This is a genomic window from Jiella endophytica (assembly GCF_004519335.1).
GTDB lineage: Bacteria > Pseudomonadota > Alphaproteobacteria > Rhizobiales > Rhizobiaceae > Jiella > Jiella endophytica.
In genome coordinates, this window is the sequence record NZ_SOZD01000001.1 from 73,185 (window position 1) to 93,326 (window position 20,142).

20 protein-coding genes are annotated in these 20,142 nt (G+C 66.0%); 6 read left to right on the top strand and 14 right to left on the bottom strand.

The features are described 5' to 3' along the window. Positions 1 to 3: 3 nt before the first annotated feature. Entirely contained in the window at positions 4 to 2,232 is a 2,229-nt protein-coding gene (locus E3C22_RS00435; protein ID WP_134759159.1) for a xanthine dehydrogenase family protein molybdopterin-binding subunit, read from the top strand. 329 nt (positions 2,233 to 2,561) lie between these two features. Here the strand turns inward: E3C22_RS00435 and E3C22_RS00440 are convergent, their stop codons facing one another. Together E3C22_RS00440 and odc2 are read right to left on the bottom strand one after the other, a co-directional pair. Then, a complete protein-coding gene (locus tag E3C22_RS00440) occupies positions 2,562 to 3,149 on the bottom strand; it encodes a GNAT family N-acetyltransferase (RefSeq protein WP_245514688.1) in 588 nt (195 codons plus the stop codon). 182 nt (positions 3,150 to 3,331) lie between these two features. Next, positions 3,332 to 4,465 carry an ornithine/lysine decarboxylase gene (gene odc2, locus E3C22_RS00445; protein ID WP_134759163.1) on the bottom strand — a complete coding sequence of 378 codons (1,134 nt, stop codon included), beginning with the start codon at positions 4,463 to 4,465 and terminating at the stop codon, positions 3,332 to 3,334. Positions 4,466 to 4,992: 527 nt separating this feature from the next. Between odc2 and E3C22_RS00450 the strand changes: the two genes are divergently transcribed. From E3C22_RS00450 to E3C22_RS00470, 5 genes are all read left to right on the top strand, one after another. Continuing rightward, positions 4,993 to 5,958, top strand: a complete 966-nt coding sequence (locus E3C22_RS00450) for a LysR family transcriptional regulator (RefSeq protein WP_134759165.1) — start codon at positions 4,993 to 4,995, stop codon at positions 5,956 to 5,958. Between the two features lie 223 nt (positions 5,959 to 6,181). After that, on the top strand, positions 6,182 to 6,589 hold the full coding sequence (locus E3C22_RS00455) for a DM13 domain-containing protein (RefSeq protein WP_167591576.1): 408 nt from the start codon (positions 6,182 to 6,184) through the stop codon (positions 6,587 to 6,589). Positions 6,590 to 6,752: 163 nt separating this feature from the next. Then, a complete protein-coding gene (locus E3C22_RS00460) occupies positions 6,753 to 7,268 on the top strand; it encodes a L,D-transpeptidase (RefSeq protein ID WP_134759169.1) in 516 nt (171 codons plus the stop codon). A 196-nt stretch (positions 7,269 to 7,464) separates the two neighbouring features. After that, on the top strand, positions 7,465 to 8,139 hold the full coding sequence (locus E3C22_RS00465; protein WP_245514689.1) for a DUF1007 family protein: 675 nt from the start codon (positions 7,465 to 7,467) through the stop codon (positions 8,137 to 8,139). Positions 8,140 to 8,243: 104 nt separating this feature from the next. Next, entirely contained in the window at positions 8,244 to 9,320 is a 1,077-nt protein-coding gene (locus E3C22_RS00470) for a nickel/cobalt transporter (protein WP_167591577.1), read from the top strand. A gap of 47 nt (positions 9,321 to 9,367) precedes the next feature. Here E3C22_RS00470 and E3C22_RS00475 read toward each other — a convergent pair whose 3' ends face one another. The 12 genes from E3C22_RS00475 to purC form a co-directional block, all read right to left on the bottom strand. After that, complete coding sequence (locus tag E3C22_RS00475; protein WP_245514690.1) at positions 9,368 to 10,648, bottom strand: multidrug effflux MFS transporter; 1,281 nt, start codon at positions 10,646 to 10,648, stop codon at positions 9,368 to 9,370. 309 nt (positions 10,649 to 10,957) lie between these two features. Beyond that, positions 10,958 to 11,305 carry a Grx4 family monothiol glutaredoxin gene (gene grxD, locus E3C22_RS00480; RefSeq protein WP_134759176.1) on the bottom strand — a complete coding sequence of 116 codons (348 nt, stop codon included), beginning with the start codon at positions 11,303 to 11,305 and terminating at the stop codon, positions 10,958 to 10,960. 223 nt (positions 11,306 to 11,528) lie between these two features. Further along, the gene (locus E3C22_RS00485) at positions 11,529 to 13,622 is read right to left on the bottom strand and encodes an acyltransferase family protein (protein ID WP_134759178.1); all 2,094 of its coding nucleotides are present in this window, start codon (positions 13,620 to 13,622) and stop codon (positions 11,529 to 11,531) included. A 60-nt stretch (positions 13,623 to 13,682) separates the two neighbouring features. Beyond that, positions 13,683 to 13,916 (bottom strand): BolA/IbaG family iron-sulfur metabolism protein, encoded by a 234-nt coding sequence (locus tag E3C22_RS00490; protein WP_134759180.1) that lies wholly within the window; start codon positions 13,914 to 13,916, stop codon positions 13,683 to 13,685. 108 nt (positions 13,917 to 14,024) lie between these two features. Then, positions 14,025 to 16,250: a phosphoribosylformylglycinamidine synthase subunit PurL gene (gene purL, locus E3C22_RS00495; RefSeq protein ID WP_134759182.1), complete on the bottom strand. Its 2,226-nt coding sequence runs from the start codon at positions 16,248 to 16,250 to the stop codon at positions 14,025 to 14,027. Positions 16,251 to 16,350: 100 nt separating this feature from the next. Next, entirely contained in the window at positions 16,351 to 16,851 is a 501-nt protein-coding gene (locus tag E3C22_RS00500; RefSeq protein WP_134759184.1) for a hypothetical protein, read from the bottom strand. Between the two features lie 5 nt (positions 16,852 to 16,856). Continuing rightward, the gene (locus tag E3C22_RS00505) at positions 16,857 to 17,258 is read right to left on the bottom strand and encodes a hypothetical protein (protein ID WP_134759186.1); all 402 of its coding nucleotides are present in this window, start codon (positions 17,256 to 17,258) and stop codon (positions 16,857 to 16,859) included. 10 nt (positions 17,259 to 17,268) lie between these two features. After that, the gene (gene purQ / locus E3C22_RS00510) at positions 17,269 to 17,949 is read right to left on the bottom strand and encodes a phosphoribosylformylglycinamidine synthase subunit PurQ (protein WP_134759188.1); all 681 of its coding nucleotides are present in this window, start codon (positions 17,947 to 17,949) and stop codon (positions 17,269 to 17,271) included. Then, positions 17,946 to 18,590 carry a hypothetical protein gene (locus tag E3C22_RS00515; RefSeq protein WP_134759190.1) on the bottom strand — a complete coding sequence of 215 codons (645 nt, stop codon included), beginning with the start codon at positions 18,588 to 18,590 and terminating at the stop codon, positions 17,946 to 17,948. The genes purQ and E3C22_RS00515 overlap by 4 nt, the downstream gene beginning before the upstream one ends. Beyond that, the gene (locus tag E3C22_RS00520; protein WP_134759192.1) at positions 18,587 to 18,841 is read right to left on the bottom strand and encodes a hypothetical protein; all 255 of its coding nucleotides are present in this window, start codon (positions 18,839 to 18,841) and stop codon (positions 18,587 to 18,589) included. The genes E3C22_RS00515 and E3C22_RS00520 overlap by 4 nt, the downstream gene beginning before the upstream one ends. Before the next feature lie 14 nt (positions 18,842 to 18,855). Beyond that, complete coding sequence (gene purS / locus E3C22_RS00525; RefSeq protein WP_134759194.1) at positions 18,856 to 19,104, bottom strand: phosphoribosylformylglycinamidine synthase subunit PurS; 249 nt, start codon at positions 19,102 to 19,104, stop codon at positions 18,856 to 18,858. A 97-nt stretch (positions 19,105 to 19,201) separates the two neighbouring features. Further along, positions 19,202 to 19,966: a phosphoribosylaminoimidazolesuccinocarboxamide synthase gene (purC, locus tag E3C22_RS00530; RefSeq protein WP_134760837.1), complete on the bottom strand. Its 765-nt coding sequence runs from the start codon at positions 19,964 to 19,966 to the stop codon at positions 19,202 to 19,204. Between the last annotated feature and the right edge of the window lie 176 nt (positions 19,967 to 20,142).

The window sequence follows — 20,142 nt, forward strand, 5'->3', positions numbered from 1 at the left end:
GCCATGAACAAGCACGTGATGAACGAAGCGATCGGCGAGACCCGCCTCGATCGCGGCACGCAAGGGGTGATCGGCCAGGGCGTCGATCGCTATGAGGGAAAGCTCAAGGTCTCGGGCAAGGCGCCCTATGCCTATGAGCATCTGATCGGCGAAAAGGTCGCCTATGGCTTCGTCGTGCCGGGCCCCATCGGTAGGGCCAGGGTGAAGTCGATCGACACCGCGAAGGCCAGGGCGATGCCCGGCGTTCTCGCCGTCGTCACCGGCGACGCGATCATGCACTCCTCGGCGCAGCCGATGGGGCCCGACGTGCCGGCAATGAAGGGCGAGATCTTCCACTACAACCAGCCGGTGGCTCTCGTCGTCGCCGAGACGTTTGAGACGGCGCGCCATGCCTCGCATCTCGTCGAGGTCGACTACGAGCCGCTCGAGGGCCACTACGAAATGGAGGGCCGGCGGGAGACCGGCCGGGCCAGCGACGGCGGGCCGATGGCGGCGGACACCAAGCGGGGCGATTTCGAAAAGGCCTTCGCCGCGTCCGAGGTGCAGTTCGACCGCACCTACACGACGCCCTCCTATCACGCGGCGGCAATGGAACCGCACGCCTCCGTCGCCAAATGGGATGGCGACCAGCTGACGGTCTGGTCGTCCTGCCAACTGCTTGACCTCAACGTCAAGCAGATCGCCAACGGCGTCGGCGTCGACGCCTCGAAGGTGCGGCTGCTCAGCCCCTATATCGGCGGCGGCTTCGGCTCCAAGCTCGGCATCGGTCCGGATGCGGTCCTCGCGGCGCTCGGCGCCCGTGAGGTGGGCCGGCCGGTGAAACTGGCCTTGACCCGGCAGAACGTCTTCCAGGCGACCTCGCGCCGCGGCGAGACGATCCAGCGGGTCCGCATCGGCGCGACGAAGGACGGCCGGATCACCTGCTTTGCCCATGAGACCGATACGCCGAATGCCGAAGGCGAGGGGTTCTTCGAGCCGTCCGGCATCTCGACGGTGTTCCTCTATCCGGGCGACGACCGGCTGGTCACCCACCGCGTCGTCACCACCGATGTCCTGACGACCTCGGCGGTGCGAGCGCCCGGCGAGGCGACGGGCATGCTCGCCACCGAAAGCGCGCTCGACGAGCTGGCCGAGCAGTTCGGCATCGATCCGATTGCCTTCCGCAAGCTGAACGAGCCTGAGAAGGATCCGCAGGAGGACGTGCCGTTCTCCTCCCGCCGGCTGCTCGAATGCATCGACGAGGGCGCCAGGCGCTTCGGCTGGGCGGACCGTCCTTCGAAGCCGGCGACGCGTCGTGAGGGCGAATGGCTGGTCGGCTACGGCATGGCTTCGGCAAGCCGCGCCAATTCGCTGATGGCGTCTTCCGCCGAGATCGAGATGAGTGCTGACGGACGGGCGACGGTGAAGACGTCGATGACCGACATCGGCACCGGCACCTACACCATCCTGCAGCAGATCGCCGCCGAGATGCTCGGCCTGCCGCTGGACCGGGTGGACGTTCTTCTCGGTGACACCTCGCTGCCGGCATCGTCGGGTTCCGGTGGATCCTGGGGCGCCAACTCGGCCGGTTCCTCCGTCTTCGTCGCGGCCGAAGCGATCGTCGAGGAATTTGCCAGGCGTCTCGATGTCGACGCCAGCACCCTGACCTTGAAGGACGGTCACGCGATCGCCGGTAACCGCCAGATCCCGTTCTCGGAGATCCTCAAACGCGAGACGCTGACGGTCACCGGCAAGATCGAACCGGGCGACACGTCGGACAACACCAACCAGGCGAGCTATGGCGCGCATTTCGCCGAGGTCGCGGTCAACGTCACCACCGGCGAGACCCGCGTCCGGCGGCTGCTGACCGTCGGCACGGCCGGGCGCATCCTCAACATGAAGACAGCAACGTCCCAGTGCTATGGCGGTCAGATCTGGGGCATCGGCTACGCGCTCGAAGAGGAACTGGTGGTTGACCCACGCAGCGGGCTGATCGTCAATCACGATCTCGCCGAATATCACGTGCCGGTGCATGCCGACGTGCCGAAGCTCGACGTGGTGCTTCTCGAGGATCGCGACCCCTATGCCAGCCCGCTCGCCGGCAAGGGGATCGGCGAACTCGCCATCGCCGGTGTCGGCGCGGCGATCAACAATGCGGTCTACAATGCCACCGGGATCAGGGTCTACGACTACCCGATCACCATGGACAAGCTCTTGCCGCGTCTGCCGGAGGAGGTCGGCGCAGCGGCGTAAACGCCGGCAAGGTATAGTCGCACGAAAATTGAGCGGAACGGCCGGCCAACGATAACCGGCCGTTCTCATTTTTCTAAAGAACGCAGACCGGCCTTGATCTGAATACCGGAAGGGCAGGGTCAGATGCCCGACTACCTCAGGCCAACTCGACAAATGGCTCAATGGTCAGGGCAAGTTGCTCTCTTGCATCCTTGGCGAGGGGCAGTATGGGTCGGGGCGGTTCTGCTCTACCGAGACCGAGCATCTCGAAAAGCGCGTACATCGCCCGGAGACTTGCTTCAGGATCATGCATCGAGGATGCGTTGGTTTCGACCCTGTCGGTGACGGCGTCAGGCGGCTAGGCCGAGCGGCTCCTCCATCGCGAACCGACCCGTCGGCGCGACGACGCCCTTAGCGCCGTCCAGGGCGCCCTCGACCAGTTCCAGCGCCAGGAGCCGCCGCTGCTCGAACGGGCCGGGCATGGCGAGCCTTGCGGTCCGAGCCGCGGTGAACCCGAAGCGGGCATAATATTCCGGATCGCCGACGAGGATGATGGCGCCATGGCCGAGCCTTGCGGCTTCGGCGATCGCCTGGCGCATCAGAAGGCCGCCGAGCCCGGTGCCCTGGCTTTCCGGCGAAACCGCGAGGGGGCCGAGGAGGAGGGCAGGGACGTCGCGTCCGTTTCGGGTACCGGCCGAAATGTTCCACAGCCGGACGGTGCCGGCGAGCGAGCCGTCCGGGCGCACGGCGGAGAAGGCGAGGCCTTCGGCCGGCAGCCGGCCGGCGCGGATCGCCTCAGAGGACTTGCGGGTGCGGCCGGGCCCCATCGCGGCGTCGAGCAGAGCCTCGCGGGCCGAGACATGGGTTGCGGCTTCTTCGACGATGGCGATGAAGGGAACGGCGTTTGCAAAGGCGGATGCGGAGACGAATGCGGTCACGAAAACCTCCCGAACCATGAAAAAGGAGGTTGAAGACTTGCGTGCCGGTCGGCGCGCGGGCGGATCACCCGGCGCCTCGCCCCCGATCAACTGTCAGATCGGGGGCGTGTTCTGCCGGGTCTAGACGGGCCTTCGTCGCCCGTCCCTTCGTCGTTGGGATATGCTTCGCGTCACAGCCATCCTCAGATCACGTAGGACCTGAGCGGCTCGAAGCCGTTGAAGGCCACCGAGGCGTAGGTCGTGGTGTAGGCGCCGGTGCCGTCGATCAGCAGCTCGTCGCCGACGGTCAAGGAGACGGGCAGCGGGTAGGGCGTCTTCTCGTACATCACGTCGGCCGAGTCGCAGGTCGGGCCGGCGAGCACGCAGGGCTCCGTCGCCTCGCCGTCGCGGTGGCTGAGGATCGGATAGCGGATCGCCTCGTCCATCGTCTCGGCGAGACCGCCGAACTTGCCGATGTCGAGGAACACCCAGCGGTTCTCGTCCGCCTTCGACTTCTTCGAGACGAGGACGACCTCGGTCTTGATGACGCCGGCGTCGCCGACCATGCCGCGGCCGGGCTCGATGATCGTCTCCGGCAGCTGGTTGCCGAAATGCTTGGTGAGGCTCTGGAAGATCGCCTGACCGTAGGCAGAAGCCGCCGGCACGTCCTTCAGGTAGCGGGTCGGGAAGCCGCCGCCCATGTTGACGAGGGTCAGCACGATGCCCTTTTCGGCCAGCGCGTCGAAGACGAACTTGGCATCCGCGATCGCCGAGTCCCAGGCTTCCGTATTGGTCTGCTGCGAGCCGACATGGAAGGAGACGCCGGTCGCCTTCAGGCCGAGGCGGGCGGCCTCGGTGAGGACGTCGACGGCCATCGCAGGCACGCAGCCGAACTTGCGCGACAGCGGCCATTCGGCGCCCTCGCCATTGGTCAGGACGCGGCAGAACACGCGGGCGCCGGGCGCCGAGCGGGCGATCTTCTCGACCTCTTCGGTGCAGTCGACGGCAAAGAGCGAGACGCCGAGCTCGTGGGCACGGGCGACGTCGCGCTCCTTCTTGATGGTGTTGCCATAGGAGATGCGCGAGGGCGTCACGCCGGCATCGAGCGCCATCTCGATCTCGGCGACCGAGGCGCAGTCGAAGTTCGAGCCGAGCGAGGCGAGGAGCTTCAGGATCTCGGGCGCCGGATTGGCCTTGACGGCGTAGAAGATCGCCGAGTCCGGCAGCGCCCGGCGGAAGGCACGGAAATTGTCCTCGACGATGTCGAGATCGACGACGAGGCAGGGGCCGTCGGGACGTCGGGTGGCGAGGAAATCGATGATGCGCTGCGTGACCATGGGAGCCTCCGAGGGACCAGGAATGGGTCGACAGGGAGCGTGCGCAACCGCGCGCCCGAACGGCGACAACGCCGACCGGGAGAGACAGTTTCGCGACGCGACTTCATCGGAAACCCGCGCAAGACAACGCGAGCATTCCGGCTTCGTCTGCCATGGTTTGGAGGGCTTGAACCCGCCGCACTTCAGGCAAGGATGGTGTGCCTCTTCAGTATTCCCGGCTGTGGAGACCGGGAGAGACCAGAAAGGCCCGGACCGTCGTTGCTTCAAGGCGTCCTCGATATCGCGCGGCTCGCGAAATCGACTGGGTGTGTTACGTCCAGGTACCGTCACGGCTACCCTCGCATCTGAGGACCGTGGGACGCCCACAGGCACGTGCGACATGGGGCAAGTCGCGATCTATGCCGAGTTGCCGTCATACGCAAGACCCAATGTCCCCCACGGTTGATTTTTCATCCAAGCCGTTGAAGGAAGGGGAAAGGCTGCGGCAGCGCAGCCACAACGGGTCAGGTTGGAGCAAGCTCGAAGCCATGGATACACTGACCAGGATGCGCGCCTTTCTCGCCGTCATTGAGAGCGAGGGCTTTTCCGCCGCGGCTCGCAAGACCGGGCGTTCGAAGGCGCTGCTGTCGAAATATGTCCGCGAGCTGGAGGACGAGCTCGGCGTCCTTCTGATCAACCGCACCACCCGGCAGATCGCCCTGACGGCCGCCGGCGAGGTCTATGTGCGCCGCGCCGGGACGATTCTCTCCGATCTCGAAAGTTTGAACGAGGAGGCGCGCGAGGCGACCGGCGAGGCGAAGGGCCGCATTCGCGTCTCCGCCGCGCGTACCTTCGGCGACGCCGAACTCGGCCACTGCCTGGTCGATTTCGCCAAGGCCTATCCGGACATCAGCCTCGACATCCATCTCGACGACAATTTCGTCAATCTGGTCGAAGAGGGCTTCGACGTCGCAATCCGCATGACGCGGCTCAACGATTCGGCGATGATCGCCCGCCGGCTCGCCTCCCTCGACTTCGTCATCGTCGCCAGCCCGGAATTCCTCGAGCGCACCGGCCGGCCGACGCATCCGGGCGAGATCGTCAACTATCCCGCCGTCATCGATTCCAATTCGCGGCTGTTTTCCAACTGGATGTTCCGCGATCCGGAAACCCAGGAGCAGATTTCCGTCGCGGTCTCCGGCCAGTTCACCGCCAACAGCCCGGTGACGGTGCGCGCGGCGGCGCTCGCGGGCCTCGGCTTCGCGCTGTCGCCGTCCTTCGTCGTCCGCGACGATCTGGAGAGCGGCCGGCTGATCACGGTCCTCGACGAATACATGTCGAGCGAGGCTGGGATCTATGCGGTGTTTCCGCATCGTCGCCACTTGCCGGCGAGGGTTCGCGTCTTCGTCGACTTTCTCGCCGAATGGTTCAAGAAGTGCGGCCGGCAGAAATCCCTCGAAGCGGTGCACAGGCCCGGCAATTCCGGCACGGCGCAGGCCGACCGGGTGGCCTGAGCGCCCGCCGGGTCCCGATCGGGCGAGGTGGGCAGGAGGTGACAAACTTGCCCGGCCGGCCCGGCCGGTCAGCCCCTGTGGCGCGCCCCGTCTGGCGTGAGACGGCGATGCGCGACCTGCGACCGGCCTGATGGCGACTGCAAAAATCTTCGTGACGCCGGTTTCAATTCGGGCGGAACATGCGAAGCTTACCCTGGGGCATGAAAGCTCGAGGAGTGAGATCGTGACCGTCTCCACCCCATCCGCCGCCGCGCGAGGCGCCGCGATGCTTTTCGCCGTGATCCTTTGCGGTGCAGCGCCGGCGGGATCTGCCGCCGCGAAGACGCTGAAATCCGGCGACTTCACCGGTGCCAGCGGTCACGACGTCTCGGGCAGCGTCCGCATCGAGGAGACCGGCGGCAAGGCCGTCTTGCAGTTCAGTTCCGACTTCGCGTTCGACGGGGCGCCGGATCCCAAGGTCGCCTTCGGCAGGGGCGGCTACGATCCGAAATCGCTGCTCGGGCCGCTGAAGTCGGATGCCGGCGCGCAGAATTACGCGATCCCGGCGGGCCTCGACGTTTCCGGCTACAACGAGGTCTGGATCTGGTGCGAGGAGTTCGCGGTACCGCTGGGCATGGCGAGGATCAAATAGCATGCGGCCGTCCTTGGTGATCCGTCACCCGCCCGCATCACCGGTTCGTCAAAAGCGCTCCTGCTACCGGCAGGCGATTGATTGCCTTGCGCAATCATGGCCCAATCCCGGCAGAGACACGCCCTTAACGGGGCATTCAGACATCCCGTGCCACGGTCCTGCCATGCGTCGCTTTCTCGCCTTTGCCGTTCTCGCCGCCGCTCTTTCGACGGCAGCCGCCGCGCCCGCGCTCGCCAGAGGCGCCGGGCCGCAGGACACCGTCTTCGAGGCTGCGGGGGATCCCGGGACGATCGTCATCCGCACCTCCGAGCGCAAGCTCTATCTTCTCACCGGAAACGGCCGGGCCCTGCAATACGACATCGCCGTCGGCAAGCCGAGTGAGCAGTGGTTCGGCAAGAGCTGGGTGTCGATGAAGCGCCCGCATCCGACCTGGACGCCGACTCCGGACATGCGCGCCAAGAAGCCGAGCCTGCCGCGCTCGGTCGGCCCCGGCCCGAAGAACCCGCTCGGCGAGCGGGCGATGAATCTCGGCTGGACGTCCTACCGTATCCACGGCACCAACTCGCCGCGCTCCATCGGCTCAGCCGCCTCGTCGGGCTGCTTCCGGATGCGCAATGCCGACGTCAAGGACCTTTACGAACGCGTCCATGTCGGCGCGCAGGTCTTCGTCGAGCGATAGAGGCCGAGCGTCGGAGGCAGCGCTCGTCCGAAGCGGCGCGCGTCTCCGTCTCGCCACCGAATCCCCCGTCCTCCCGGGCCGACGACGCAAGCTTGCGAAAATGCAGCGGCGCGATTGTCATGCTCGCGCGGCCGATTCAAACTTCGGCCACTCTTCTCGGCTTTTGCAGGGCCTTGAAGCGGTAGGGGGAGTGGCGGTGGGGTCTCGTGTCCTCGGATGTCTGGTCGGCTTTGGCAGCCTGCTCGGTCTGCCAGCGGCGGCTTTCGCCCATCCGCATGTCTTCGTCGAGCCGCATGTCGAAATCGTCGGCAATGCTGCGGGCGAGTTCACCGCCCTGCGCAATGTCTGGCGGATGGACGAACTCTTCTCCTCCTCGGTGGTCGTCGATTTCGACAAGAACGCCAATGGCTCCCTCGATCCGGACGAGCTCGACGCCGTCGGCGAGACGGTGCGCCAGTCGATCGCCGAATGGGGCTTCTATACATTTGCGGAGGTGGACGGCCGCGACGTCAAGCTGACGCCGCCGGACAAGATCCATACGCTGTTCGAGGACGGCCAGCTGATCTTCTTCTTCGAGATGCCGGTGAAGGAGCCAGTGGATCTCACCCGCAGCCCGGTCAAGGTATCGAATTTCGACGACAGCTTCTTCGTCGCCTTCGATTTCAAGAGCGCCGACGATTTCCAGCTGATCGACCTTCCCGCCACCTGCCGCAAGAGCCTGCACGTGCCGGACGAGGACGAGGCGGCGAAGAACTGGATGAACATGATCGCCGGGATCGGCGCGGACGAAGAGGTGCCGCAGGACCAGGCCAATGTCTATGCCGACGTGCTGGCCACCCGGCTGGAGGTCTCATGCGCGCGGCCGAGCTGATCGCGGGCGCCCTCCGGCGCTCTCTGGCACGGCCTAACGGCGGCGTTCCGCGTCCGCCGAAGCGGGCCATTGTCCGCCAGGGCGTGGTGCTTCGCGCAGCGAATATGGCCTTTGCGCTCGTGGCGGTGGCCGCTTTGTTCTGGCTGGAGACGTCGCCGGCGCTCGCCCGATCGTCGATCGGCATCGGCACCTCCGATGCCGTCACGGCGCCCGGCAACGGCCTCTTCTCGGCACTCTTCATCGAGATCGCCGCAAGACAGCGGGAGTTCTTCTCGGCGCTGCGCGAGGCGCTCGTCGGGCTGAAGCGCGGCGACGGGGCGCTGTTCTTTCTAGCAGGGCTGTCCTTTGCCTACGGGATCTTCCACGCCGCGGGCCCCGGCCACGGCAAGGCGGTGATCTCGTCCTATCTCCTGGCCAGCCGGGCCCAGCTGCGGCGCGGCGTGGCGCTCGCCTTCGCCTCGTCGCTGATGCAGGCGGCGACGGCGATCCTGGTGGTCGGCGCCGGCTGGTATCTCCTGCGCGGCACCGGCATCTCGATGACCGACGCGACGGACTGGCTGGAGATCGCTTCCTACGTCCTCGTCACCGTATTCGGCCTGGTGCTGCTCGCACGCGCCTTGACGAAGCTCTGGCGGCGATTTCGGCCGGTCGCCGGTTTCGGCGGGCCGCTGGCCCGCTTCTCGAGATCCGGGGGTGCCGGTGCGATGGGCGGCCTGGCCTTTGCCGCGCCGTCCCAAGCGACCGCCCGGTCGATGCCGGCGGCTGAGGCGCTCTCCGCAGGCAGGGTCTGCGCAGAGGCGGACGAGGATTGCGGCTGCGGACGGTCGCATATCGCCGATCCGGCGCGGCTGCGCCAGCCGCTGACCTTGCGCACGGCCGTTGCCGTCGTCGCGGCGATCGGCCTTCGCCCCTGCGCGGGAGCAATCGTCGTCCTGACCTTCGCGCTGCTCAACGAGCTCTATCTCGGCGGTCTCGTCTCCGTCTTCGCCATGGCGATCGGCACGGCGGTGACCGTCTCAGCGCTGGCGTGCCTGGCGGTGCTAGGCCGGGGCGCTGTCGAGCGGGCCGGCCGGCATGCCCACCGCGCCGCCGCTGCCGTGATGCTGCTGGAGATTGCCGGCGCGGCCCTTCTGACGCTGGTCGGGATCGGCCTTCTCGGCGGTGCGATCACGACCCTTTGAAGCGTCATGCGTCCGACTGGACGCACGACCACGGCTTCGGCGAAACCCTATTCCGCGGCGCTTGGCTTGGCTTCCTCGGGATGCGGCGTGGTGACGGCGTCGTATTTGGCGTCGAACAGCCGGCCCTCGGCGAGATAGACGCAGAGGATCGACAGGATCGACAGGACGATGAAGCCGCAGAGCAGCGGGATCAGCGTGCCGTCGTAGAAATAGCCGATGACCGCGCCGATGATGCCGCCGCCGAAGGTCTGCATGAAGCCGAGCACCGCCGAGGCGGTGCCGGCGACATGACCGAGCGGGTCCATGGCAAGGGCGTTGAAATTGGTGCCGATGAAGCCGAACAGGCAGAAATTGAACGTCATCACCGGGATGAAGAACCACAGCGGTGCCTGCCCGCCGCAGAAATAGGCGACGGCGAGATGCAGCGCCGCCGTGGCCATGAAGCCGATCAGGGCGCCGTGGGACAGCCGCCGCATGCCAAAGGTTTCGACGAGGCGGGAATTCAGGAACGAGGCCACAGCCATGAAGATCGCCGTCGCCGAGAATGCCAGCGTGAAATAGGGGCCGAGACCGTAGGACTGGGTGTAGATCTGCTCCGCCTGGTTGATGAAGCCGAACAGCACGCCGAAGATCGTCGCCGTGGAGATCGTGTAGCCGAAGGCGATGCGGTTGGTGAGCACGATGCGGAACGCCTCCGCCACCCGCTTGCCGGTGAGCTCACGGCGATTCTCCGGTGCCAGCGTCTCGGGAAGCCTGAGCGCCGCCCAGATGCCGACGCCGGCGCCGAACACCGCGACGAGGATGAAGATCTCCCGCCAGCTGCCGAACAGCATGATTCCCTGGCCGATATTCGGCGCCACCACCGGGATCGCCATGAACACCATCATCACCAGCGACATCACGCTCGCCATCCGGCGGCCGCCGAAACAGTCGCGCACCACCGAGATGGCGATCACCCGGGTCGCCGAAGCGCCGAAGCCCTGGATCGCCCGCAGCGCCAGGAGCATGGTGAAGGAGGTCGAGAAGGTGCCGAAGCCGGCGGCGATGACATAGATGGCGATGCCGACGAGCAGCACACGCCGCCGTCCGAAACGGTCGCTGACCGGGCCGTAGAGGATCTGGCCGGCGCCGAAGCCGAGCAGATAGGCGGTGATGACGAACTGGCGGCGGTTCGAATCGGAGACTTCGAGCGCCGTGCCGATGTCCTGCAGGGCGGGAATGAAGATGTCGATCGCCGCGGCGTTCATCGCCATCATGCAGGCAACGAGCAGCACGAGCTCCCAATAGGGCATTCCGTGCGTGTCCATCTTCTGTGCTGGCACTGCCATGTGGACCTCAATCAACGACTGCGAAGCGCCGAACGCCACGCCCGGCCCGGTGTCGGGCTGCGGCAGTGGTCGGGCGCTTTGTGAATGGATGTTTCCTGAAGAAACGAAATGAAGGCAGCCGAACCCTTATCAGGTCGGCCGGCCGATACAAAAGTCTAATTTCGCACTGCAGCAATACGCAGTGTTCAACGCTTGGCGGCCGGCGATTGCCGGCTGCCTCATCGGTAAGGGGCCTGCAAGGCCCTGGGAATGCTGGCTGCGACCTCGGCCGACGGCGTGTCGGCCGTCAGCCGCGAGGACCTGCCGGAATCAGCCGTTCGCCGCCGCCGGCTCACCGGTCTTGATGCCGTTCTCCTCGAAGAAACCCTTCAACTCGCCGGCCTGGAACATCTCGCGCAGGATGTCGCAGCCGCCGACGAACTCGCCCTTGACGTAGAGCTGCGGGATCGTCGGCCACTCGGAATATTCCTTGATCCCCTGACGGAGGTCGTCGGAGGTCAGGACGTTGATGCCCTTATAGTCGACGCCGAGGTAGTCGAGGATCTGAACGACCTGGCCGGAGAACCCGCATTGCGGGAAGGGCGGCGTGCCCTTCATGAAGAGGATCACGTCGTTGGACTTCACCTCGTTGTCGATCCACTCGTTGATGCCGCTCATGCTATCGTCCTTTTCGTGTTTCCTGCTGCAGGCAGGGCCCGGTTCGAAACTCCCGTAACCGGCTGTCTGGCCGAATGCCTGCGCTGTGATCCGTCAGCCTCGCTTGCAAGCGAAGCAAGGACGGCTGTTCCCGTCGATAGATAGCATCCGTGCTGCCGGAATTGAAGGATGGCGGTAATCGCCTGCGCGGGATCACCCGGTGCGACCGAATTTGTCAGTGACTTCACTGCCCCTTCGATGAGGCGGAGAAGCCGTCGCCCCCAGCGGTCCATGGTCCCGCCTCTTTCGCACTCATCAACTGCCTGACGAACTTTTGGAAACGCGGACTGCGGGCAATGATACCTTCGCCGCAACGGCTGAGATGATCGCCATCCATGTAAATGAAACAGTTCCCTTCGATGGGATCTTGCGGGATCGCGAAGACACTGGAGAACGGGACATACTGAATTCCCGGATAGCTGGAGGCAATCTGCCGGACCATTCGCTCGATCTCGAAGAAGATGCGGGGCGAGGCAGGATTGATCGTCAGCGGCTCACCGAGGAAGGCGACGGCAAGTGGCCGGCGACGGAACTCTGGGAAGGGACCGACCCAGACAAGGCGCTGATTGTGCTCTGCAGAGAGTTGCTCGAGATAAGCAGCGGCCGTACGGACGAGATCGGGACGCAAGGTGTATCGGCCGCCTTCGAACGCCGCCTCTGGCGACAGCTTACCCGCGTTGTCGGCGACGAAATAAGAGCCTGACTGATGAAACAGGACCGTGCCCAGCCGCGAATCGTAGCGATCGAGAAACCGCTCAAAAGCTGCAAGGTCACAGCGTGAGCCGCGCGGCGGGCGGCATCCGGGCAACACTGCGCCGATGACGAAGGGGGCGATGTCGCTGCGGGCGACGGCGTTGTAGATATTCATTGCGTGGCTGTCGCCGAACACGACTATCGGCGGTGGATTGTGCCCGAAACAATCCCGAACCCGTTTGCCCAGAAGTTCGGCCATCTGTTGAATCCAGATCCGGCAGGCGCCATCGTCGAACATTGTGCCAATGAAGTCGGGTGCAACGCTTTTCGAGACGATCTCGTATCGGTCTGTGGCCTCGGGGGGCAGCCGATATCGCGCGAGGACGTCACGATAGCCGCCATTCGCCATTCCGGTCGCGCCGAGGGCGATGAAGACCGTGGCGGCCGTCGCCGCGAGGCGGAAGATCGCCGATCGACCGATGAGGTTTCTGCTGCGAAACGGTTGCTCGATGAACCGCCAGCTGAGGACCGCGAGTGCGAGGCTGGCGACGGCGAGAAGCGCCATCACCCGTTGCGCAGGCTCTCCATTCGCGGCGATCCGGGCGAAAGCAAAGAGCGGCTGGTGCCAGAGATAGGCGCTGTAGGAGATCAGCCCGATGCCGACCAGCGGCCGCGCCGAAAGCAGGCGGTGGACGATCGTGCCCGGCGTCGCAGCCAGGATGACGAAGCCTGCGCCAAGTGTCGGAAAGAGCGCAGCGAGGCCGGGAAACGGCGTCTCGGCGTCGTAGAGGAAGATCGCCAGAACGATCAGGGCAACACCGGAAAGGCTGACGGCATTGCGGGTGCGCAGCGACGCCGGGAATTGCCGGCGCTTGAGGTAGAGAGCCGCGAAGACGCCGATGCCGAGTTCGAACGCTCTTGCCGGAAGCCAGTAGAAGCCGAAGGCCGGATCGAAATGGGCGGCCCATTCGGAGATCGCCAGGCTGACGACGAAGCAGGCGATCAGCACGGGCAGGAGGAACCGGCGGCCGAAGCGCCAGACAAGCGCCAGAAACGGCGGAAAGAGGATGTAGTACTGTTCCTCGACGGCGAGGCTCCACGTGTGGAGCAGCGGCTTCAGCTCGCCGGCCGTGTCGAAATAGCCGCTTTCCTGCCAGAAGCGGATGTTCGACCAGAAGGTCGCGACGGAGAGAACGCTCTTCGAATAGCGCTCGATTTCCCCCGGGTCCATCGTCAGCGCCGCCGCGACGCTCGAGACGGCCAGCACCGCGAACAGCGCCGGCAGGATGCGTCGAGCCCGCCGTTCCCAGAAGCCGACCAGGCTGAAGCGCCCGGCTTCCATCTCGTCGAGCAGGATGCCGGTGATCAGGTAGCCGCTGATGACGAAGAAGACGTCGACCCCGACGAAGCCGCCGGAAAAGCCGGCGAAGCCCGCATGGAACAGAATGACCGGCAGAACCGCGACGGCGCGAAGGCCGTCGATCTCGGGGCGGTAGTGCATGGTGCGCGCCGGGCGTAGCGACGCCGCCGAGTGGGGTCGGCACGGCCGCAGTGTTCGCTCAGGCTCGGCCGGGCCGGAATGCATTCACAGGATCTCGCTGGTTGCGAAGCGGTCGCCGTCAGTGGATCGGCGGCCGCGGCGCCGTCATTTGGGCGCGCTGGTCTGCAGCGCGAGGGCGTGCAACTCGCCGCCCATATTGCCGCGCAGGGCCTTGTAGACCATCTGGTGCTGCTGCACGCGCGACTTGCCGCGGAAGCTCTCGGAAACGATCTCGGCGGCGTAGTGATCGCCGTCGCCGGCGAGATCGCGGATGCTGACCACGGCGTCCGGAATCTCCTGCTTGATCATTTTCTCGATGTCCTGGGCGTTCATCGGCATCATGGTACTCCGGCTCGGATCGGTCGGTATCGGATGATAGGCGCCGCATCGGCCGGCCGCAATGCGCGGCGGGCGGCGCCTCGTCGAGGGCAGGGGGAACGAGACCGTTCAGGCCGCCGCGGGCGGCTCGATCACCGTCCCCGACATGTAGCTCGGGAACCAGCTCTCATGGGCGACGGTCATTGCCCGGATGGTGAGATCGAGCCGGCCGGCGACCTTCAGCCGGTCGCCGCCGGCGGTTCCGAGCCGGCGGAGCGGCACGCCGGCATCTGCCGCGGCAGCGGCAAAACTCTCGGCATCGGCCGGGGAGAGTGCGACCGCATAGCGCGCCTGGTCCTCGCCGAAGAGGATCGCGTGATCCGGCCCGTCGCCCGCCTCGATCGCGGCGCCGATCCGCGAGGCCATGCAGAGCTCCGCCAGCGCCACGGCGAGACCGCCGTCGGAAAGGTCGTGACAGGTGCGGATCCTGCCGGCCCGGATGAAGCTGCGGACGAAATCGCCGTTGCGCTTCTCCTCGGCGAGATCGACCGGCGGCGGCGCGCCGTCCTCGCGCTCCTCGATCGTCGAAAGATAGGCCGAGGCGCCGAGATGGCTGCCGTCGTGGCCGACGAGAAAGAGGACGTCGCCTTCCTTCAGCGCGTCGACGCGGGCGGTGTTGCTGCGGTCCTCGATCAGCCCGACTCCGCCGATGGTCGGCGTCGGCAGGATCGCCGTCCCCTGCGTCTCATTGTAGAGCGAGACGTTGCCGGAGACGATCGGGAATGCAAGAGCGCTGCAGGCGGCGCCGATGCCTTCCACCGCCTTGACGAACTGGCCCATCAGCTCGGGCTTTTCCGGATTGCCAAAGTTGAGGTTGTCGGTCGCTGCCAGCGGCTCTGCGCCGACCGCGGTCAGGTTGCGCCAGCATTCGGCGACGGCCTGGGCACCGCCGCGATAGGGGTCGGCCTCGCAGTAGCGGGGCGTCACGTCGGACGAGAAGGCGAGCGCCTTGGTCGGGTGGCCGTCGACCCGCACGACGCCGGAATCACCGCCCGGGCGCTGCAGCGAATTGCCCTGGATCAGCGTGTCATACTGCTCGAACACCCAGCGCCGCGAGCAGAGGTCCGGCGAGCCGAGCAACGACAGCAGAGCCGCGCCGCAGTTCTTCGGGACCGCTACGTCCCCCGGAGCGACGTCTTGCCTCGGCTGCGGCTCGACCCAGGGTCGGTCGTATTCCGGCGCCTCGTCGCCGAGTTCCTTGATCGGCAGATTGGCGACCTCCTTGCCCTCGAACAGCACGCGGAAGCGCAGATCGTCCGTGGTCTTGCCGACGACGGCAAAGTCGAGACCCCATTTGACGAAGATCGCCTCGGCCACCTCGCGCTTTTCCGGATCGAGGACCATGAGCATGCGCTCCTGGCTTTCCGACAGCATCATCTCGTAGGGGCTCATCCGGTCTTCGCGCACCGGCACGGCGTTGAGGTCGAGCTCGATGCCGAGACCACCCTTGGCGCCCATCTCGACGGCCGAGCAGGTCAGCCCCGCTGCGCCCATGTCCTGGATGGCGATGACGGCGCCGGTCTGCATCAGCTCGAGGCAGGCCTCCAGCAGGCACTTTTCGGTGAAGGGATCGCCGACCTGCACCGTCGGGCGCTTCTCCTCGATCGATTCGTCGAATTCGGCCGAGGCCATGGTGGCGCCGCCGACGCCGTCACGGCCGGTCTTGGCGCCGAGATACACCACTGGCAGCCCGACGCCCTTCGCTTCCGAATAAAAGATCGCGTCGGTCTTCGCGAGGCCGGCGGCAAAGGCGTTGACCAGGCAGTTGCCGTTGTAGCGGGCGTGGAAATTCACCTCGCCGCCGACGGTCGGCACGCCGAAGGAATTGCCGTAGCCGCCCACGCCGGCGACGACACCGGCCACCAGATGGCGGGTCTTCGGATGGTCCGGCGCGCCGAAGCGCAGAGCGTTCATCGCGGCGATCGGCCGTGCGCCCATGGTGAAGACGTCGCGCAGGATGCCGCCGACGCCGGTCGCCGCGCCCTGATAGGGCTCGATATAGGAGGGGTGGTTGTGGCTCTCCATCTTGAAGACGACGCAGAGCCCGTCGCCGATATCGACGACGCCGGCATTCTCGCCCGGGCCCTGGATCACCCGCTCTCCCTTGGTCGGCAAGGTGCGCAGCCATTTCTTCGAGGATTTGTAGGAACAGTGCTCGTTCCACATGGCCGAGAAGATGCCGAGTTCGGTCAGCGTCGGCTCGCGGCCGATCAGGGCAAGCACGCGCTCGTACTCGTCTGCCTTCAGGCCGTGGGCGGCCACGAGCTCGGGGGTGATGGCGGGTTCGTCGGTCATGGCGGCGGCGTCCGGGAGTGGAATTTCGTTTGGTGAGCCTGTTAGCACTGCGATGGCTCGCGAAAAAGGCCGCAGGGACCGTGCCGGTGCGTCGACAGGTTCAGCCGACGCCGACCCAGTCCAACCGGGCCGTGCGGCAGGGCGCCGAGTCGCCGGGCCGCCGCATCACCAGCGTGTCGTCGTCGACCTGCGAGATTGCGCTTCCGGCGTTGCGGCGAACCTGCAGAACCAGCACATAGTCATAGCCAGCCCCCTTGCGGGCGGGCGAGCGAAGGCACAGCCCGTAGCCGTCGACGGTGCCCGCCGGCAGGAAGCTCGTCGCGCGCTCCGCCTTGCGGCGGCGGAAGACACCGGCGGCGGTGGCTTCGGCATAGGCGATCTCGGCCTTGGATGGCGTGCCGCCTCCCAGAACTGCGCCGGTTTCGCCGGGATCGGTCGGCGCGCTATCGTCTGCAGCCGCAATCGCCCCGACGGGATTGGCCGGCGAAGTCTGGCTTGCCGGCATCGGCGCCGGTAAGGGCGCCAGGGCGATCGGATCGGACGCGGCGCATCCGGTCAGCAGCGCCACAAGGGCGATCGCAAGGGGAAGGCGAGCCGCCATGCCGGTCAGGCCGAGCAGCCGTTATTGCCGGCGGCCCAGCGGTTGACGTCGGCGCCGATCCGCCCGCCGAGACTGTCGCTCATCAGCGGGCCATAGGTCGAGATCCTGGCCGAGCCGCTCTCACCCTCGACGACGACCAGCGGCCGGGCCTCGGGCTTGCCTTTCGGCACCAGCAGGAACCGCGGCCTGCCGGAAAAGGAGGAGAGCTCCGGCGCCAGCGAATAGGCGGCGAAGGCCGGATCCTTCGACTTGAACCAGCAGCGATTGGCGTTGAGGGCCAGCCGCTCCATCCGGTCGAGGCCGGTATCCGACGATTGTGGGCCCACACTGGGCCCGGTCGAACACGCGCCGAGGGCCAGCAGGACGGAGAGGAGCGCGGTCGTCGCGAGCGGGGCTCTGGTCTGCACGGGGGCTGCCTCAGGCGGCCAGACCTGTCGAGGCGCCGAGGGCGCTCTCGAAGATGCCGCGCCCGTCGGTGCCGCCATGCTCCGGCTCGATGAGGTTCTCCGGATGCGGCATCATCCCGAGCACGTTGCCGCCTGCATTGACGATGCCGGCGATGTCGCGCACCGCGCCGTTGGGATTGGTGCCCTCGGCATAGCGGAAGACGATCTGTCCGTTGTCCTCGAGCGCCTTCAGCGTCGCGTCGTCGGCGAAGTAGTTGCCGTCATGATGGGCGACGGGGCAGCGGATCACCTGACCCGCCTGATAGGCCGAGGAGAAGCGGGTGCCGGCATTGACGACTTCGAGCTTCACCTCGCGGCAGACGAAGCGCAGCGCAGCATTGCGCATCAGGGCGCCGGGGAGGAGCCCTGCCTCGCAGAGGATCTGGAAGCCGTTGCAGACGCCGAGAACCGGCACGCCCTTGCCTGCCGCATCGGCGACGGCGCGCATCACCGGCGAGCGGGCGGCGATGGCGCCGGCTCTCAGATAATCGCCGAAGGAAAATCCGCCCGGCACCACCACCAGATCGACGTCGGGGAGGGCCGTCTCGGTCTGCCAGACCGTCTGCGGCGCCCTGCCGGTGATGCTGGTCAGTGCCGCGATCATGTCGCGGTCGCGGTTGAGGCCGGGAAGAAGGACGACGGCGGTTTTCATGGCTTCACTCTGACGGAGGCGAGAAACTGGCGGGCGAAGTCGAAACGATCGTCGGAGCGGTCGCAGGTCTGGCATCTGACCCGGATGAAGCGCTGGCCGATGACGGCGGTGGCGTGGAACAGCGACTTCCAGCCGTAGGGCGCTAGGCTTTCGGCCGTGTACCAGGACTGGTCGCCGATCCACTCGGTGCCGGGGTCCTTTGTCACGGTCGCGCCCTCGTGCGAGCCCTTGAGCACGGAGTTGCGGATTTTTCCGGCGCCGATCGTCAGCGACACCATCCAGCCCGACGGCAGATAGCCGGAGAGGCCGATGGGCTTGTTGGTGACGATCAACTTGCAGACCTCCTGCGTTGCGCTCTCGCACGCCGCCGTGTGGCAGACATAGGTGGTCATCTGGGTGTCGGCGGGCGAATACTCGCTCGTCCATTGCGGCGGCGTTTCGGCGGATACGCCGTGCATCGGCTTGTCCCAGCCGGACGGGATCTGCGCGTGGGCGGCGGGGGCGGACAGCAGGGTAGCCAGCAGAATGACGGGAAAAACCCTCATTCCGTTGCTCCGCGGCAGGGACCGCAGAACCGCGCTCGCCGCGTCCTGACGAGGCAGTGGATCGATGGCAGGGCGCTCGATGATCTCGTTGCTCATTCGGGCCTGAATGGTGCCGCCGGCTCGGCCAGTTCACGAATCTCGAGCCGGCGCTCGATGCGTTCCAGCCGTTCGTCGTGACGGTCGAGTTTGTCGTAGATGTTGTGGATGTCGTTCTGCATGGACAGCATGTGACCTCGGATCGAGATCAGCTCCTGTTTGACTTCCCGCAGTCCGACGTCGAGGTTCCCCATACGAGATTGAAGCTGTTTGAGAGCCTCATAGATCAGCTCGTTCGTCACCTCGGGCATGACACCGGCTCCTGCTACCCGTGGTCGATCTCCACAGCATAATTCTCGATGACGGTGTTGGCGAGAAGCTGCTCGCACATGGCGTCGAGCCTGGTCTTGGCCCCGGCGGCATCGTCGCCGTCGAGGGTCACGTCGAAGACTTTACCCTGCCGCACGGAGCCGACACCGTCGATACCGAGATTGCCGAGGGCGGCCTCGATCGCCTTGCCCTGCGGGTCGAGGACGCCGGTCTTCAGCGTGACGATAATGCGGGCCTTGATCATTGATCCTCTGCGCGGGGATGAGCCCGCTTCTGCGAGATGTCGCTGGAATAGACGAGTCGGAGCGCCGGTGCCGGCTGTTTCACGGGCCTTCGCCGCTTCACTTGACCAGCACCGGCCCGGAAGGGCGGGGCGGCTCGTTCTCGTTCATGATGCCAAGGCGGCGAGCGACTTCCTGATAGGCCTCGACAAGGCCGCCCATGTCGCGGCGGAACCGGTCCTTGTCCAGCTTGTCGTTGGTCTGGACGTCCCACAGCCGGCAGGAATCGGGCGAGATCTCGTCGGCGACGACGATGCGCATCATGTCGCCCTCGAACAGCCGGCCGGTCTCGATCTTGAAGTCGACGAGCTGGATGCCGACACCGAGGAAGAGGCCGGAGAGGAAGTCGTTGACCCTGATCGCCAGGGCCATGATGTCGTCGATCTCCTGCGGCGAAGCCCAGCCGAAGGCGGTGATGTGCTCCTCGGAGACCAGCGGATCGTCGAGCGCGTCGGCCTTGTAGTAGAACTCGATGATCGAGCGCGGCAGCACCGTGCCTTCCTCGATGCCGAGGCGCTTGGCCAGCGAGCCGGCGGCGATGTTGCGCACCACCACCTCGAGCGGAATGATCTCGACTTCCTTGATCAGCTGCTCGCGCATGTTGAGCCGGCGGATAAAGTGCGTCGGGATCCCCATCTTGTTCAGATGCGAGAAGATGTATTCCGAGATCCGGTTGTTGAGGACGCCCTTGCCGTCGACGATCTCGTGCTTCTTCTTGTTGAAGGCGGTGGCGTCGTCCTTGAAGAACTGGACGAGGGTGCCGGGCTCCGGGCCCTCGTAAAGAATCTTGCCTTTGCCTTCGTAGATGCGGCGGCGACGTGTCATCATGAAAACTCTATCATGGTAAGGCTATGCCCCGGCGGGAATCGCCTGAGCAATGAGCACTGTCGAGCGGGTGAATAGACCAAAAGCCCCTGCATCACAATCGGCCCAGCCGTCGTGACATGCATGTGGTGTGTCGCCAGCCGAATGCCAGACGAGCCCGCTGCGTTCGGGCGCGC

Excerpts from the sequence above, each read along its gene's own strand:
- E3C22_RS00435 (WP_134759159.1), top strand. The coding sequence starts at position 4 with ATGAACAAGCACGTGATGAACGAAGCGATCGGCGAGACCCGCCTCGAT.
- odc2 (WP_134759163.1), bottom strand. The coding sequence starts at position 4,465 with ATGGTCACGCAGCGCATCATCGATTTCCTCGCCACCCGACGTCCCGAC.
- E3C22_RS00450 (WP_134759165.1), top strand. The coding sequence starts at position 4,993 with ATGGATACACTGACCAGGATGCGCGCCTTTCTCGCCGTCATTGAGAGC.
- E3C22_RS00460 (WP_134759169.1), top strand. The coding sequence starts at position 6,753 with ATGCGTCGCTTTCTCGCCTTTGCCGTTCTCGCCGCCGCTCTTTCGACG.
- E3C22_RS00470 (WP_167591577.1), top strand. The coding sequence starts at position 8,244 with ATGGCCTTTGCGCTCGTGGCGGTGGCCGCTTTGTTCTGGCTGGAGACG.
- E3C22_RS00475 (WP_245514690.1), bottom strand. The coding sequence starts at position 10,648 with ATGGCAGTGCCAGCACAGAAGATGGACACGCACGGAATGCCCTATTGG.
- grxD (WP_134759176.1), bottom strand. The coding sequence starts at position 11,305 with ATGAGCGGCATCAACGAGTGGATCGACAACGAGGTGAAGTCCAACGAC.
- E3C22_RS00485 (WP_134759178.1), bottom strand. The coding sequence starts at position 13,622 with ATGCATTCCGGCCCGGCCGAGCCTGAGCGAACACTGCGGCCGTGCCGA.
- E3C22_RS00490 (WP_134759180.1), bottom strand. The coding sequence starts at position 13,916 with ATGCCGATGAACGCCCAGGACATCGAGAAAATGATCAAGCAGGAGATT.
- purL (WP_134759182.1), bottom strand. The coding sequence starts at position 16,250 with ATGACCGACGAACCCGCCATCACCCCCGAGCTCGTGGCCGCCCACGGC.
- E3C22_RS00500 (WP_134759184.1), bottom strand. The coding sequence starts at position 16,851 with ATGGCGGCTCGCCTTCCCCTTGCGATCGCCCTTGTGGCGCTGCTGACC.
- purQ (WP_134759188.1), bottom strand. The coding sequence starts at position 17,949 with ATGAAAACCGCCGTCGTCCTTCTTCCCGGCCTCAACCGCGACCGCGAC.
- E3C22_RS00515 (WP_134759190.1), bottom strand. The coding sequence starts at position 18,590 with ATGAGCAACGAGATCATCGAGCGCCCTGCCATCGATCCACTGCCTCGT.
- E3C22_RS00520 (WP_134759192.1), bottom strand. The coding sequence starts at position 18,841 with ATGCCCGAGGTGACGAACGAGCTGATCTATGAGGCTCTCAAACAGCTT.
- purS (WP_134759194.1), bottom strand. The coding sequence starts at position 19,104 with ATGATCAAGGCCCGCATTATCGTCACGCTGAAGACCGGCGTCCTCGAC.
- purC (WP_134760837.1), bottom strand. The coding sequence starts at position 19,966 with ATGACACGTCGCCGCCGCATCTACGAAGGCAAAGGCAAGATTCTTTAC.